The sequence below is a fragment of the Pedobacter aquatilis genome (assembly GCF_030409415.1).
GTDB classification, from domain to species: domain Bacteria; phylum Bacteroidota; class Bacteroidia; order Sphingobacteriales; family Sphingobacteriaceae; genus Pedobacter; species Pedobacter aquatilis.
The window spans coordinates 91,312-103,998 of sequence record NZ_JAUFPW010000011.1; the positions used below are offsets into that span (position 1 = coordinate 91,312).

Sequence of the window (12,687 nt, forward strand, 5' to 3'; positions counted from 1 at the left end):
AATATCCTTATCTTCGCAGCATGCTGGAAATTATCTATCAGGATGAAAATTTAATTGCGATTAACAAACCTCATGGGTTATTGGTTCATCAATCTTCTATTGCAAGGGACGCTACAGAATTTGCTTTGCAAATGCTTCGCGACCAAGTTGGCAAGCATGTTAGTCCGGTTCATAGGTTGGATAGAAAAACAAGTGGAATATTACTTTTTGCTTTCGATAAAGAATCTGAAATTGCTATGCATCAGCAATTTATGAACACAGAGACCAAAAAAAAATATCTAGCTATTTTACGCGGATTTGCCCCTGATAAAATGGATATAGATTATCCATTAGCAAAAGAGAATGGGACAATGCAGGATGCTTTTACCTCCTTTATAACCTTGCAAAAAGCCGAAATTGATGTGCCCTTTGGTAAACACGCTACTTCGAGATATTCATTAGTAGAAGCAACACCAAAAACTGGAAGAATGCATCAATTAAGAAGACATTTCAGTCATATATTACACCCAATAATAGGCGATAGAACACACGGTTGCAACAAACAAAATAAATTCTTTTTGGAGCAATGGAATATGACAACAATGCTTCTGCATGCCTCTGAATTAAGTTTTACACATCCAATTACTAATGAGCAAATTCATTTAAAAGCTGATTTGCAGCAAGAATTTAAAAGAGTGATGGATTTTATGAAAATAAAACTTTAGCACAATTTTTGTCAGGAAATTCTGTTTATAAAACATCTATGATTAAATACTTACGTTTTACGATTCCGGTTTTAGCGCTTTTTGCAGCAAGTTGTTCTTCAGTTTATATGCCTAATGTTCCAAATACACCAATGCTTAGTCAACAAGGTGAGTTTAGTGGTGGCGGACATATTTCTTTAAAAGGTAATGCAAGTATTAATGGCGCTTATGCAGTTTCTAATCATGTTGGAGTACTTTTTAGTGCATCTACGATGAATAACGAACGGAAAAGTAAAGATTTTGGGCATAAGTTAGTTGAGATTGGTGGAGGTTATTTTGATACTTTCGGTCCAGATAACAATAGAATTATTGAAGTATATGCCGGTGTTGGGAAGGGTTGGAGTGATATTTCATTTAGGGATTACCAGAATGATGTTTTAATCAACAACGAAGTACAGGAAGTAGATTATAGAAAGGCTTTTCTACAGGTAAATTATAGCTCGAAGAAAAAAAATAATTTAAAACTATTCGGCACCAATTTTCCAATAAATTATGGTACTGCACTGAGAATAAGCCACGTTACTATGGATAGATTCTTCATTAACGGCGTTGTTCAACCTAAAGAAGATAATATTTTCTTTGAGCCTATTTTCTTTACCAGAATGGCATTAAATAAAACTATTCAATTGCAATATACTACCAGTAGTAATATCGGATTGAAGAACCGTAAATACATGTCGGCCGGCAACTCAATATTTACTATTGGTGTTGTTGTTAATGTTGGTGGGAAATAATAAAGTTTAGAAAGTTATCTCTGTTTTTAATTTCAATGCCTTGGTTTTATTCTGAAATCTAAAAAAAAGTAGGATGGAAGCGGTTAATAATCCAAAGGTTAAGCCATACCAGATTCCGTTAACGCCTAAATTAAACTTAAATCCTAAAATATATCCAACCGGGATTCCGACAACCCAATAAGCTAAGAAGGTAATAAATGTTGGGATATTTACATCACCAATCCCTCTTAAAACGCCTAATCCGACAACCTGGGTTCCATCGAATAGTTGAAAAAACCCAGCAATAATTAATAGTTGAGCTGCAATGTTTATTACGTTCAAATCTTGAGTGTAGATGAAAGGCATTAAACTATTTGCTAAAATGAATATGATTGCCGTGCAGCTCATAAATAATAAAATTACATGGTAGCTTGCAATGGCCGACATTCTTAAATCATCAAAATTCTTTTTGCCAAAATTATTACCAGTTTTAATTGTTGCTGCTGATGCTATTCCGCTTGCAATCATATATGTCATTGCGGCTAAACTAATGGCAATTTGATGCGCAGCCTGCTCTGTAGCTCCAATTGTTCCGATTAATACGGCTGCACCACTAAACGCACTAATTTCAAAAGAATATTGCAACGCAACTGGTGCACCAATTTTAATTATTTTTATTGCCCGAAGTTTATCAATGAAAGTAGCTTTAAAATTAACCTGATATTTTTTAAAATGCTTTGACCTTAAAACGTAAATAGCCATTACAGTAGCCATCAATAATCTATCAATTAGTGTACTTAACCCAACACCACTAACACCCATTGATTTGATTCCAAACATTCCTTTAACGAAAATAATTCCGAGAATGATGTTAATCGCATTACCCCAAATTGATACAAACATGGCTTGTTTGGTAAAACCCAAGCCTTCGGCGAATTGCTTGAATGTTTGGAAAATTAACAATGGAATAATGGATACTGAAAGTAAACCAAGATAAGGTTTTGCGTATTGTACAACTGCTGGAGTTTGATCTAAATGATCTATAATTAATAAAACGCCAAAATGAACCAAGCAATAAAGGAAAATCCCTACCAACACATTTATAATCAAACTATTAGATAAAAGCCTTCCGCACTCTTCATAATTCTGGCGACCGTTTTCTTGTGCTATTAAAGGTGTTAATCCATAAGAGATACCAAGACCAATTACCATAATTAAAATGAAAATACTGTTTACTAACGATACTGCTGCCAGTTGGGTTGTATCTGTAAAATGACCAACTATTACACTATCTGCCATGTGTACTAAAGTATGGCCAACTTGAGAGCCTACAATTGGTAAAGCCAGATGAAGATTTTCTTTGTAGTAAGGTTTGTATTTGGTATAGATTTTTGAAAACATAAGTTTGCAAAGGTCGGTTTTTTTAACCTCAAAAAAGATGATAAACAGAATTTAACTTTACCTGGATTAAACCGCAGTAAAAAATTCCTCTTTTTCTGTTGTGTTCGATTTTATAACATTAGCAAGGATAAGGTTAACGATTATTTTTTGTGCTTTGCGATAAGAGCATCGGAGCAACTTACTGTATTCTTTTAAGGTGATTTTCTGATTATCATTTAAAAATTCCAGTAACTTTTTTTCATTATCTGAATAGGAAATAAGAACGCCATTTTTATGATCGCTTTTCAAAACTTCGACAACTATCTTGCTCGCTAATACACTCTTATCATCAATGCGGATATACGCCCACCATTTCTTGTCATCATCTAATGCATAATGAGGTTTAATATCACTTTCAGGTATATTAGCTACTAAAACCAGTTTATCATCAACATAAATTTCTTCAAAATTAGGCTCGATAGCAGGTTTACAAAATTGGTGTGCAGCAGTTAGAATCATATATTTTTCTTCTTCTTCTGATTTCACACCTTTAATTGTGCCGTCATCGGCTACACCGATTAGTAATTTCCCACCCTTATTGTTTGCGAACGCAACCAGACTTTTCGCAATCTTTCCGGTATTTGTAATGGTCTTTTTAAAATCAAGCGTAACACCTTCGCCCTGCAAAATCAAACTCTTAATACTCGGCATAATATAAATTAATAGGCAACTCTTGGCTCTTCGCCTTGATGCAGGTTTCTGATGTAAACTTCATTCATTACAGTAGCGCAAAGTTCGCCCTGTTTATTTGTAATTTCCATTGGATAAGCCATTACAAACTTCCCCACTGTTTTTAATGCTTCTTCAGCTTCAGCAATCATTTCTTCGGTAACATTAATCGTAAAATATAAATTAGACCGACCTGGCTTTAAGTATTGAATTGAAGCACTTTTTAGCCAAACCCTAACTTTCATTCCTCTACGCTGCATAAGCTGGTCGAAAAGTAAGGCATAAAATGGATCGGTAGCAGCATAAATTGTGCCTCCAAAAATAGAACCGTTGTAATTCTTATTCAAGAAACTCTTACTCAGTTTTACGGTACAACTTTTAAAGTCATTTTCGAATTTTTGAACCCAAATGCGCTGAAAAAATAATGGTGGATAAAGGCGCATAACCCATTTAAGGGTATTTTGAGAAATAATCATATTTACTAATATCAGAAAGATTTATCAGGTTTTAAAGTTTTACAAGTGATGTTTAAGTAATATTTTGGTCAATAGGAAGTGAGGAATATTTTATGTAGAATATTACTTGTCTATTTTTTGGTTAGCTACTTAAACAAAATTTTATTTAAAATAAAACTAAATGATTAAAAGCTTGTTAGATTAAAAGTTAACAATTAAACAGTGAAACTATCATTTAAATGGTCGCTTCATTTAAAAAAGAAAATTAAAACTCAACCCTAATGAAAAAATTAATCTTAAGCCTTGCTTTCGGAGCTACAATCATGGTAGCAACTTCAGCATGCAATTCGTCAAAAAATATGGCTGGTTCAACAGACAGTACAATGACGGATTCGACAACAACTACTGCACCGATGGATACGACGAGAACAACAACAACTCCGCCGGACACAATGAAAAAGACGACACCGCCAGATACTACAAAGACAATGCCTCCTATGTAGAGTGTAGAAAAGCCCTGAAAAATCAGGGCTTTTTTATTTCCGGCTTTTTTATATTTGTGCTTATTTGTACTTTCAGCAAATAAACCAAATAGAAATAATGGATTCCAAACCATCAAATAACCGCAGTGTTATTTTCTTAGTAATAGTAGCTGCACTTGGCTACTTTGTAGATATTTATGACCTCGTACTTTTTTCTGTAGTTCGGTTAAAAAGCTTTGCTGATATAGGTGTTTCGCCAGAACATATGCGTACCGATGGAGAATATGTTATCAACATGCAAATGTTTGGTTTGTTGCTAGGTGGTTTACTTTGGGGCATCATTGGCGATAAGTTTGGTAGGATAAAAGTTCTTTTTGGCTCAATATTAATGTATTCTCTGGCAAACATTGTAAATGGCTTTGTAACGGATGTGCACAGTTATGCAATTATCCGCTTTATTGCTGGCATAGGTTTAGCAGGGGAGCTTGGTGCAGGAATTACTTTGGTTACCGAAACTATGGAAAAAGAAAAACGTGGTTACGGAACAATGGTTGTGGCAGGTATTGGTTTATTAGGAGCGGCAGCGGCAGCGACAGTAGGTAAACATTTTAGCTGGCAAACCTCTTATTTTGTTGGTGGAGGCATGGGTTTGCTGCTTTTACTTTTAAGAGTTGGCACTTTTGAATCTGGCATGTTTAAAAAGGCTGAAGAAGCTACTGGAGTTTCAAAGGGGAATTTCTTTATGCTATTCTCAGATAGGAAAAGATTTTTGAAATACCTGGCTTGTATTTGCTTGGGTTTACCACTATGGTTTATTGTGGGTATTCTGGTTACACAATCGCCAGAAATTGGCAAAGCATTAGGCGCTAAAGAGGTGTTAAATGCTGGTACAGGGATTATGTACACTTATTTTGGTATCGCCATAGGTGATGTTGTTTGTGGTTTTCTGGCTCAAATACTTAAATCAAGAAAGAAAACTGTGCTAATTTTTCAAAGTTTATCAGTTGTTACTGTAATTATTTACTTAACCAATACTCAATTAACAGAAAGCAGTTTCATTTTAATTTGTTTGTTTATGGGCTTCGCTGTGGGATATTGGGCAACATTTGTTACCATTGCGGCAGAACAATTTGGTACAAATATTCGTTCTACAGTAACTACCACTGCTCCAAATTTTGTTCGCGGCGCTTTAATTCCTATTACTTTAACCTTTGAATATTTTGTTCATCAATTTAATATTGTAACTGCAGGCTTTATTGTAATGGGCATTGTAACCGTAATCGCGATGATTTCTGTTGCGTCGCTAAAGGAAAGCTTTAATAAGGATTTAAACTATTTGGAAGAATAGAAACTTAAACTGTCAATAAAATGTACTATCTAAACATAAATAGGCAATGCTAGTGTAATAGCCTTAAATTTGTTATTTAATTACATAAGGAAGCCATGTTTAAAGAAGAAGTAGCCGAGCGATATAAATTAATACAAGATGAGATTTGCCGTGGATTGGAAATAGCAGATGGAAAAGGTAAATTCCAGGAGGAAATTTGGGAACGAAATGGAGGAGGGGGCGGTCGCACGCGTATTATGCAAAACGGTACAATTATAGAAAAAGGTGGTGTTAATTTTTCTGCGGTTTATGGCAAACTTCCGGAAGCGGTAAAAAAAGCTTTTAACGTTACTGAAGATGATTTTTTTGCTACCGGCGTCTCGATTGTAATTCACCCAAACCATCCGTTGGTTCCAATAATCCATATGAACATTCGTTACTTCGAGCTAAATGAAGAAACAAGATGGTTTGGTGGGGGTATAGATTTAACACCGCATTACGTTTTTGAAAACGATGCAAGATTTTTTCATCATAAATTAAAACAAGCTTGTGACGAATTTAATGAGGATTTTTACCAAAAATTTAAAACGCATGCTGATGATTACTTCTTTATTAAACATCGTGAAGAAACCAGGGGTATTGGTGGTATATTTTACGATCGTTTAAAACCTGATAACACTTCTTTATCATGGGAACAGATTCTTGATTTCTCGGTAAATATTGGGGAAACATTTTTACCAATTTATACAGAACTTATAGATAGAAACCGTGAAAAAGAGTTTACAGAACTTCAAAAAGAGTGGCAATATCAGCGTAGAAGCAGATATGTTGAATTCAATCTGGTTTATGATTCAGGAACTAAGTTTGGTTTAGAAACAAACGGAAGAATTGAGTCTATTTTGATGAGTTTGCCGCCGCAAGCAAATTGGGGATATAATGTTCAGCCTGAAAATGGTTCTGAAGAGTATAAAACCTTACAATTTCTAAAAAAAGGCATTAATTGGGTTTAGAATAAAGTTAAAGGGGATTGAACATTATGAAACCCTTTTTTCAGTTTCCCTATTCTAAATTGGTTGACAATTTCATGCGCAATACGTGTAGGTTCTGGAATTCTATAATTTCCAACACATTTTTTCATTATTTCAATACTTTGTTGCTGAGTAATTAAATGTCCCGCAGAAATATACACCGGCGCACAGTTTACTTTTGTTCTAAGTGAAAAACCTAAAAATTCCTGATTGTTTTTAATTTCTGCAGTACTATATTTAGATTTTTCTGGTAAATAATTCTTACCATCAAGCAGGCTTTTAGCGCAACCAATGGTTGGCTGATTTGATAAAATTCCGAAGTGAGAAGCAACGCCCATTCTACGTGGATGAAGAATTCCATTACCATCCAACACAACAACATCAGGCTTTCTATCAATCAACTCCCAAACCTTTAACAAAGCAGGAACTTCCTTAAAACCCAAGAAACCAGCTTCATATGGAAATGTTGTTTCAAAAGTATCGAGTGCATAGCTCCTTAATTTAAGATCTGGAAAGGATAAAATAACTATAGCTGCATACATAGTAGAACTATCCTTATTAAAGGAAATGTCAGCGCCTGCTATTATTGAAACGTTGCTTATACTTTCAAATTTTAGTTTTTTTGCTAGTTCAATTTGAAGTTTTGCTGCTTCATCGAAAGAATAGTTATCATACATATAACTACAACAAATTAATTCAAAAAAAATCTTGCTAATTATAAAGAATGATAATATTTTCAAATAAATTATAAATGCAACATTATTGCTTTTATATTTGCAGTATAATTTATTTTGTATGAAGCTTTTGAAATCTCCATTAAATTTAGACAATTTAGGCATTACCGCATCAGTACTTTGCGCTGTACATTGTGCTATAGTGCCGCTTTTAATTACATTTTTGCCTTTGTGGGGCTTAAGCTTTTTAGCTAACGAATGGGTAGAAATCAGCATGATTTCGATTTCGTTACTATTAGGGATTTGGTCTCTTGGTTCATCATTCAAAAAAAATCACCATAAAATATCTCCATTATCTATTCTAATAACCGGTTTTGCGCTTATTGCTTTTGGTCATTTTTCTAGTCACGATTTTTTAGAACCAATATTAATACCTGCAGGGGGAATTGTTATAGCTATCGCACATTTTGTTAATCTGAAACTTTTGAAATCCTGCGGTGTAAAGCATAACCATTAACCGTAACCATCTCAATACAGCGATGCTGCCTTTTAATTAAACTATATATTTGTAGCGCATGAAGAATAAAAGTAAACTGCTATTTAGTTTTTCTTTAGCTTTTATAGCAATGCTTAATCCATCTTGTAAGCACGGCACTAATAATCCAACCGAGCTTTACAGAAGATATGCAATTAAAAATTTAATAAATAATCAGGCAAAGCCGATTTTAATAAAAAAATTGAATGATTAATTTGAATTCTATTTCACACCAATATCCTAAAGGTCAAAGAATAATATTTCCCGATTGGACTATTGAAGATAAGGAGCAATGGTTGCTGCTGGGCGCTTCTGGCAGTGGGAAAAGTACTTTAATAAATATTATTTCAGGTTTATTAAAGCCAACAGAAGGATTAGTAAAGTTTGATGAAGTAAGTCTTTATAATTTATCAACCCGAAAAATGGATAAATTCAGAGGGCAAAAAATTGGTATAGTTTTTCAAAGACCTCATTTAATAAGATCCTTAACTGTGTTAGAGAACTTAGAAATTGCTACTTCTATGGCTGGTTGTAAATTTGATAAAATGCGAACAATAGCTATTTTGGAGGATTTGGGATTATTAGAAAAGATAAATAGTTATCCGGATGAACTTAGTCAGGGTCAGCTGCAGCGAGTTTCTGTTGCAAGGGCATTAGTCAATAAGCCATCGCTTTTAATTGCTGATGAACCAACATCCAGTCTGGATGATGAAAATACTGTCCAGGTTTTAGAAATGTTAACCGCTCAGGCAAAAAATAACGATGCAGCCTTAATTATTGCAACGCATGATCAACGCGTTCGTAACCACATTTCAAAAGCTTATTTACTATAATGAACATTCTTAAAATTAGTATCAAAAACCTGTTAAGAAATAAGCTTACAGCAATTTTGAACATATTATTGGTTGCTTTCGGTGTAGGAATACTCTCAATTTTATTTCTGGCATCAACTCAAATTGGTAATAAACTGGAGCAAAATGCAAAAGATATCGATTTGGTTGTTGGTGCAAAGGGGAGTCCTCTACAATTAATTCTCAGTAGCATTTATCATATAGATTTTCCTACAGGAAATATTCCTGCAAAAGATGCTCAAGAACTTATGCAAAATCCTTTAGTTAAAAGAGCGGTCCCGTTAGCTTTGGGTGATAATTATTCGGGTTATAGAATTGTTGGAACAGACACTACATTTATTGGTTTGTATGGCTTAAAAATAGATAAGGGAAGTTTTTGGAATAAAGATTTAGAAGCTACAATTGGTAGTACTGTTGCAAGAGAAGCCAATTTAAAGGTTGGCGATACGTTTTTTGGTGCACATGGTTTAAGTGATAATGGCGATATGCATAAAAATAATGCATACAGCGTTAAGGGGATTTTAAAGCAACAAAATAACGTAACCGACAATTTGATTCTGACTAATATTGGCAGTGTATATAAAATGCATGGTTCAGATGACCAACATGAGGAACATCACGAAGAAGCTGAGCATAATATTGATAATAAGGAGATTACATCAATTTTAATACAATATCGCTCTCCAATGTCTGTAGTGATTTTTCCGCGAATGGTTAATCAAAGTACAAATATGCAGGCAGCTTCGCCAGCAATGGAAAGTGCAAGATTGTTTTCATTAATTGGCGTTGGGATTGATACTTTAAAGTGGTTTGCCTTATTAATTATGGCAATTTCTGCCTTGAGTGTATTTATAAGTCTGTATAATTCTATGAAAGAGAAAAAATACGATTTAGCCATAATGCGATGTTTGGGCGCTTCAAAACTAAAATTATTCTTTTTAGTAATGCTTGAAGGACTATTAATTACAATTGTTGGTGCGGCGTTAGGGTTACTAATTGGCCATTTGGCACTAGAGATTATTGGTAAATATCAAGAATCATCCCAAGCTAAATTAACAGGCTTATATTTTGTTACCGAAGAATTTTATTTGCTCTTAGCAGGATTATTAATCGGGATTGTAGCATCAATTATTCCAGCATTGCAAACTTACCGGGTAGATATTGCTAAAACACTTTCAAAGGATAGATAGATGAAAATATTAGTGCTTTTATTTTTCATAACTATTTCATTATTAAAATATAGTAATGTTAAATCTCAAGTTAAAGTACATAAAGATTTAAGAACTTCTACCTGGAATATTATAGGCTTGAGATATGATAAAGAATTAAGTCCTGGGAAATGGGGAAGTGTATATCCTCCTTCGCTTAAAGCTTTGAACAACAAAATAATCGAGTTGCCTGGTTACATGATACCAACTAAAGTCGGACGAAAATTTACAGAATTTATGTTTTCGATAGTACCTGTTGAATCTTGCCCGTATTGCGGAACTGGTGATATACCAGCGATGTTGCAGGTTAGTACGAACGTTGCAATCCCGATTACGGATAAGCCTATAAAACTGAAAGGTAAATTTGTCATAAACGATTCTGGCAATGACCAAAGTGAATTTTTTCTGTTAAACGCTGTATTAGTTTTAAAATGAAAAACTCAATTCTAAAACTTCCCTTAATCATTTTATTTCTCTTATTTGGTAGTGAAAGATTAAGTGCACAGGTTCAGGTTCACAACGATATGAGAACTAAATACTGGAATTTAATAGGTTTGAGGTACGAAAAACAGGTTAAACCTTTAGAGTGGAAAGTGTTTTTTCCTGCTGAACTTAAGGCTTTAAATAACAAAACAATCGAATTACCAGGGTACATCATTCCAACTAAAGTTGGTAATAAGTTTAGCGAATTTATGTTATCTGTGGTTCCAATAGAATCTTGTCCCTTTTGTGGTTCGGGAGACATACCTTCAATGGTTGAAGTTAAAATGAATAATCCGATTAATTACACCAGCAAACCAATAAAACTTAAAGGCAAAATTATAATTAATGATTCTGGCGATAAACGCTCTGAATTCTTTTTACTTGATGCAGTTCAGTTATGAGATTCTTTTTCTTTACAATGTTTACCCTGATTGGGCTAAATTCCTTTTCGCAATCAAGTAAACAGCATAATGCTAACGACCAGCTTCATTCTTTAAACTGGGATATTATTGGTTCAGTTAAATTTGAACTGACAGAGAAGAATGAACTTTTTCCAATATTTTCTGAATCCATTAAGCGGTTCGAAAACAAAGAATTTGACCTAACAGGATACCTCATCCCAATTAAAGCGGGCACAAATCAGCAAAAATTCTTACTGGCTACTTTACCAATAAACCAATGTTATTTTTGTGGGCAAAATGGCATTCCGGCAATGATAATGATAGAAATGGATAAATGCATATCCTTTACCACCAAGCCAATTAAGCTTTCTGGAATATTAAAACTCGTAAGGAGGGATGCAAGTTATGGAGTTCCTATATCCCTCAAAAATGCCAAAATCATAATATAATTGCTTATTTTTGTGTTGATGAACAACACGGAACGATTTGAAAATTTACTTATAAAGAATGGCTTAAAACGCACAGGACCAAGGCTACAGGTTCTGGATATTTTAAGTAACAGAGATTCGGCAACCTCGCAACCGTATTTAGAGCAAGTTATGGGTAAAGTTGTAGATCGTGTAACTTTATATCGGGTTTTGAAAGCTTTCGAAGAAAAGGGAATCATTCATAAAGTTTTAGATAACCATGGCACTGCTAATTATGCCATCTGCTCAGAAAGTTGTTCTGCACACGAACACCATGATGAACATGTACATTTTAATTGCAATAATTGCCAAAAAGTTTACTGCTTAGATAGCATAAAAATCCCGGCATTTAATGTTCCTAAAGGTTTTCAAGTCGAAAATTTAAATCTAATAGCGTCAGGGATCTGCGCTTCGTGTTCAGAAAAGGTTAGTTAATTTAAAATATCATTCAATGAAAAGAATATTTTTATTTGTATTAATTTTTATAGGTTTTAAGACTGTTGCGCAAGAACACGATTTTAGCGACCAGATAGATTCTCCAAATTGGGATATTATTGGTGATGTAACTTTCAAAACGGTTAAGCCGACTGAAATGTATGCCATTTATAACGCTGGGATAAAAAAACACGAAAATAAAGCATTTGAATTAGAGGGTTATATTGTTCCAATTAAAGATGGTATGAAGCAAACTAAATTTATGCTTTCAACTTTGCCAATTAATCAATGTTTCTTTTGTGGAAAAAATGGAATCCCGATAATGGTTTTAGTCGAAATGGCTGAACCAATTAAATTTACTTATTTGCCAGTTTCTGTAAAAGGCATTTTAAAACTTAACAAAGGCAATGCTGCTGATAATCCGCCGTTGGTAATTACTGCAGCAAAACAAACTACCAATTAGCATTCATTTTTGTTTTTTCAGTTTAGGACGAATTGAAAAATAATAATCAAAGAAACCCCAAATTGGCCACCATGTTACTAAGTTGGTCAATTCTCGCTTTGTTTCCCTGTCAAGATTTTTATTTTTATTAATTTCCCAAACTGCCCAGATACTAAAGCTTACGATAACAATCAGAATTATACAAACTGGAATTAATAGTATGAAAACTAATGCCGAAATATTCATAGTGTGTTTATTATCAATCACAATATAACTGATTTTTTTAGTATTTAAAAAGATACAAGGATATTGTCCTATAATTAATATTATGTTA

At 33.8% G+C, this 12,687-nt stretch carries 17 protein-coding genes; 12 read left to right on the top strand and 5 right to left on the bottom strand.

Annotated features, from left to right (window positions below; genetic code table 11):
* Window positions 1-20: 20 nt before the first annotated feature.
* The gene (locus tag QWY86_RS03470) at window positions 21-704 is read left to right on the top strand and encodes a pseudouridine synthase (RefSeq protein ID WP_290238793.1); all 684 of its coding nucleotides are present in this window, start codon (window positions 21-23) and stop codon (window positions 702-704) included.
* Window positions 705-742: 38 nt separating this feature from the next.
* Entirely contained in the window at window positions 743-1,477 is a 735-nt protein-coding gene (locus QWY86_RS03475; RefSeq protein ID WP_290238795.1) for a hypothetical protein, read from the top strand.
* A 6-nt stretch (window positions 1,478-1,483) separates the two neighbouring features.
* On the opposite strand, the gene QWY86_RS03480 is transcribed toward QWY86_RS03475, so the two are convergent.
* The 4 genes from QWY86_RS03480 to QWY86_RS03495 all read right to left on the bottom strand — a co-directional run bounded on the left by QWY86_RS03480 (window position 1,484) and on the right by QWY86_RS03495 (window position 4,636).
* Window positions 1,484-2,857 carry an MATE family efflux transporter gene (locus QWY86_RS03480; RefSeq protein ID WP_290238797.1) on the bottom strand — a complete coding sequence of 458 codons (1,374 nt, stop codon included), beginning with the start codon at window positions 2,855-2,857 and terminating at the stop codon, window positions 1,484-1,486.
* 66 nt (window positions 2,858-2,923) lie between these two features.
* Window positions 2,924-3,547 carry an AlbA family DNA-binding domain-containing protein gene (locus QWY86_RS03485; protein ID WP_290238799.1) on the bottom strand — a complete coding sequence of 208 codons (624 nt, stop codon included), beginning with the start codon at window positions 3,545-3,547 and terminating at the stop codon, window positions 2,924-2,926.
* Window positions 3,548-3,555: 8 nt separating this feature from the next.
* Complete coding sequence (locus tag QWY86_RS03490) at window positions 3,556-4,041, bottom strand: YiiD C-terminal domain-containing protein (protein WP_290238801.1); 486 nt, start codon at window positions 4,039-4,041, stop codon at window positions 3,556-3,558.
* A gap of 244 nt (window positions 4,042-4,285) precedes the next feature.
* Window positions 4,286-4,636 carry a hypothetical protein gene (locus QWY86_RS03495; protein ID WP_290238803.1) on the bottom strand — a complete coding sequence of 117 codons (351 nt, stop codon included), beginning with the start codon at window positions 4,634-4,636 and terminating at the stop codon, window positions 4,286-4,288.
* On the opposite strand from QWY86_RS03495, the gene QWY86_RS03500 reads away from it, so the two are divergent.
* On the top strand, window positions 4,621-5,850 hold the full coding sequence (locus QWY86_RS03500) for an MFS transporter (RefSeq protein ID WP_290238806.1): 1,230 nt from the start codon (window positions 4,621-4,623) through the stop codon (window positions 5,848-5,850). The two genes, QWY86_RS03495 and QWY86_RS03500, sit on opposite strands and share 16 nt — an antisense overlap.
* A 95-nt stretch (window positions 5,851-5,945) precedes the next feature.
* Window positions 5,946-6,839 (top strand): oxygen-dependent coproporphyrinogen oxidase, encoded by an 894-nt coding sequence (gene hemF, locus QWY86_RS03505; protein ID WP_290238808.1) that lies wholly within the window; start codon window positions 5,946-5,948, stop codon window positions 6,837-6,839.
* Here the strand turns inward: hemF and QWY86_RS03510 are convergent.
* Entirely contained in the window at window positions 6,836-7,597 is a 762-nt protein-coding gene (locus QWY86_RS03510) for an endonuclease V (protein WP_290238810.1), read from the bottom strand. The genes hemF and QWY86_RS03510 overlap by 4 nt on opposite strands.
* Before the next feature lie 55 nt (window positions 7,598-7,652).
* Between QWY86_RS03510 and QWY86_RS03515 the strand changes: the two genes are divergently transcribed.
* The 8 genes from QWY86_RS03515 (at window position 7,653) to QWY86_RS03550 (ending at window position 12,374) form a co-directional block, all read left to right on the top strand.
* Complete coding sequence (locus QWY86_RS03515; protein WP_290238813.1) at window positions 7,653-8,048, top strand: MerC domain-containing protein; 396 nt, start codon at window positions 7,653-7,655, stop codon at window positions 8,046-8,048.
* 224 nt (window positions 8,049-8,272) lie between these two features.
* Entirely contained in the window at window positions 8,273-8,899 is a 627-nt protein-coding gene (locus QWY86_RS03520; RefSeq protein ID WP_290238815.1) for an ABC transporter ATP-binding protein, read from the top strand.
* Window positions 8,899-10,107, top strand: coding sequence for an ABC transporter permease (locus tag QWY86_RS03525; protein WP_290238817.1), 1,209 nt, complete (start codon window positions 8,899-8,901; stop codon window positions 10,105-10,107). Before QWY86_RS03520 ends, QWY86_RS03525 begins: the two co-directional genes overlap by 1 nt.
* Complete coding sequence (locus QWY86_RS03530) at window positions 10,108-10,560, top strand: hypothetical protein (RefSeq protein ID WP_290238819.1); 453 nt, start codon at window positions 10,108-10,110, stop codon at window positions 10,558-10,560.
* Window positions 10,557-11,009 (top strand): hypothetical protein, encoded by a 453-nt coding sequence (locus tag QWY86_RS03535; protein ID WP_290238821.1) that lies wholly within the window; start codon window positions 10,557-10,559, stop codon window positions 11,007-11,009. The genes QWY86_RS03530 and QWY86_RS03535 overlap by 4 nt, the downstream gene beginning before the upstream one ends.
* Window positions 11,010-11,026: 17 nt before the next feature.
* Window positions 11,027-11,458: a hypothetical protein gene (locus QWY86_RS03540; RefSeq protein ID WP_290238823.1), complete on the top strand. Its 432-nt coding sequence runs from the start codon at window positions 11,027-11,029 to the stop codon at window positions 11,456-11,458.
* Window positions 11,459-11,476: 18 nt separating this feature from the next.
* Entirely contained in the window at window positions 11,477-11,911 is a 435-nt protein-coding gene (locus QWY86_RS03545; protein ID WP_290238825.1) for a Fur family transcriptional regulator, read from the top strand.
* Window positions 11,912-11,927: 16 nt separating this feature from the next.
* Window positions 11,928-12,374, top strand: a complete 447-nt coding sequence (locus QWY86_RS03550; protein WP_290238827.1) for a hypothetical protein — start codon at window positions 11,928-11,930, stop codon at window positions 12,372-12,374.
* The last annotated feature ends 313 nt before the right edge of the window (window positions 12,375-12,687 follow it).

What these genes read in the sequence shown, in the direction of transcription:
- QWY86_RS03470 (WP_290238793.1), top strand. Translation starts at nt 21, where the DNA reads ATGCTGGAAATTATCTATCAGGATGAAAATTTAATTGCGATTAACAAA.
- QWY86_RS03540 (WP_290238823.1), top strand. Translation starts at nt 11,027, where the DNA reads ATGTTTACCCTGATTGGGCTAAATTCCTTTTCGCAATCAAGTAAACAG.
- QWY86_RS03520 (WP_290238815.1), top strand. Translation starts at nt 8,273, where the DNA reads ATGATTAATTTGAATTCTATTTCACACCAATATCCTAAAGGTCAAAGA.
- QWY86_RS03525 (WP_290238817.1), top strand. Translation starts at nt 8,899, where the DNA reads ATGAACATTCTTAAAATTAGTATCAAAAACCTGTTAAGAAATAAGCTT.
- QWY86_RS03480 (WP_290238797.1), bottom strand. Translation starts at nt 2,857, where the DNA reads ATGTTTTCAAAAATCTATACCAAATACAAACCTTACTACAAAGAAAAT.
- QWY86_RS03475 (WP_290238795.1), top strand. Translation starts at nt 743, where the DNA reads ATGATTAAATACTTACGTTTTACGATTCCGGTTTTAGCGCTTTTTGCA.
- QWY86_RS03490 (WP_290238801.1), bottom strand. Translation starts at nt 4,041, where the DNA reads ATGATTATTTCTCAAAATACCCTTAAATGGGTTATGCGCCTTTATCCA.
- QWY86_RS03495 (WP_290238803.1), bottom strand. Translation starts at nt 4,636, where the DNA reads ATGGTTTGGAATCCATTATTTCTATTTGGTTTATTTGCTGAAAGTACA.
- QWY86_RS03530 (WP_290238819.1), top strand. Translation starts at nt 10,108, where the DNA reads ATGAAAATATTAGTGCTTTTATTTTTCATAACTATTTCATTATTAAAA.
- hemF (WP_290238808.1), top strand. Translation starts at nt 5,946, where the DNA reads ATGTTTAAAGAAGAAGTAGCCGAGCGATATAAATTAATACAAGATGAG.
- QWY86_RS03545 (WP_290238825.1), top strand. Translation starts at nt 11,477, where the DNA reads ATGAACAACACGGAACGATTTGAAAATTTACTTATAAAGAATGGCTTA.
- QWY86_RS03550 (WP_290238827.1), top strand. Translation starts at nt 11,928, where the DNA reads ATGAAAAGAATATTTTTATTTGTATTAATTTTTATAGGTTTTAAGACT.
- QWY86_RS03535 (WP_290238821.1), top strand. Translation starts at nt 10,557, where the DNA reads ATGAAAAACTCAATTCTAAAACTTCCCTTAATCATTTTATTTCTCTTA.
- QWY86_RS03500 (WP_290238806.1), top strand. Translation starts at nt 4,621, where the DNA reads ATGGATTCCAAACCATCAAATAACCGCAGTGTTATTTTCTTAGTAATA.
- QWY86_RS03515 (WP_290238813.1), top strand. Translation starts at nt 7,653, where the DNA reads ATGAAGCTTTTGAAATCTCCATTAAATTTAGACAATTTAGGCATTACC.
- QWY86_RS03485 (WP_290238799.1), bottom strand. Translation starts at nt 3,547, where the DNA reads ATGCCGAGTATTAAGAGTTTGATTTTGCAGGGCGAAGGTGTTACGCTT.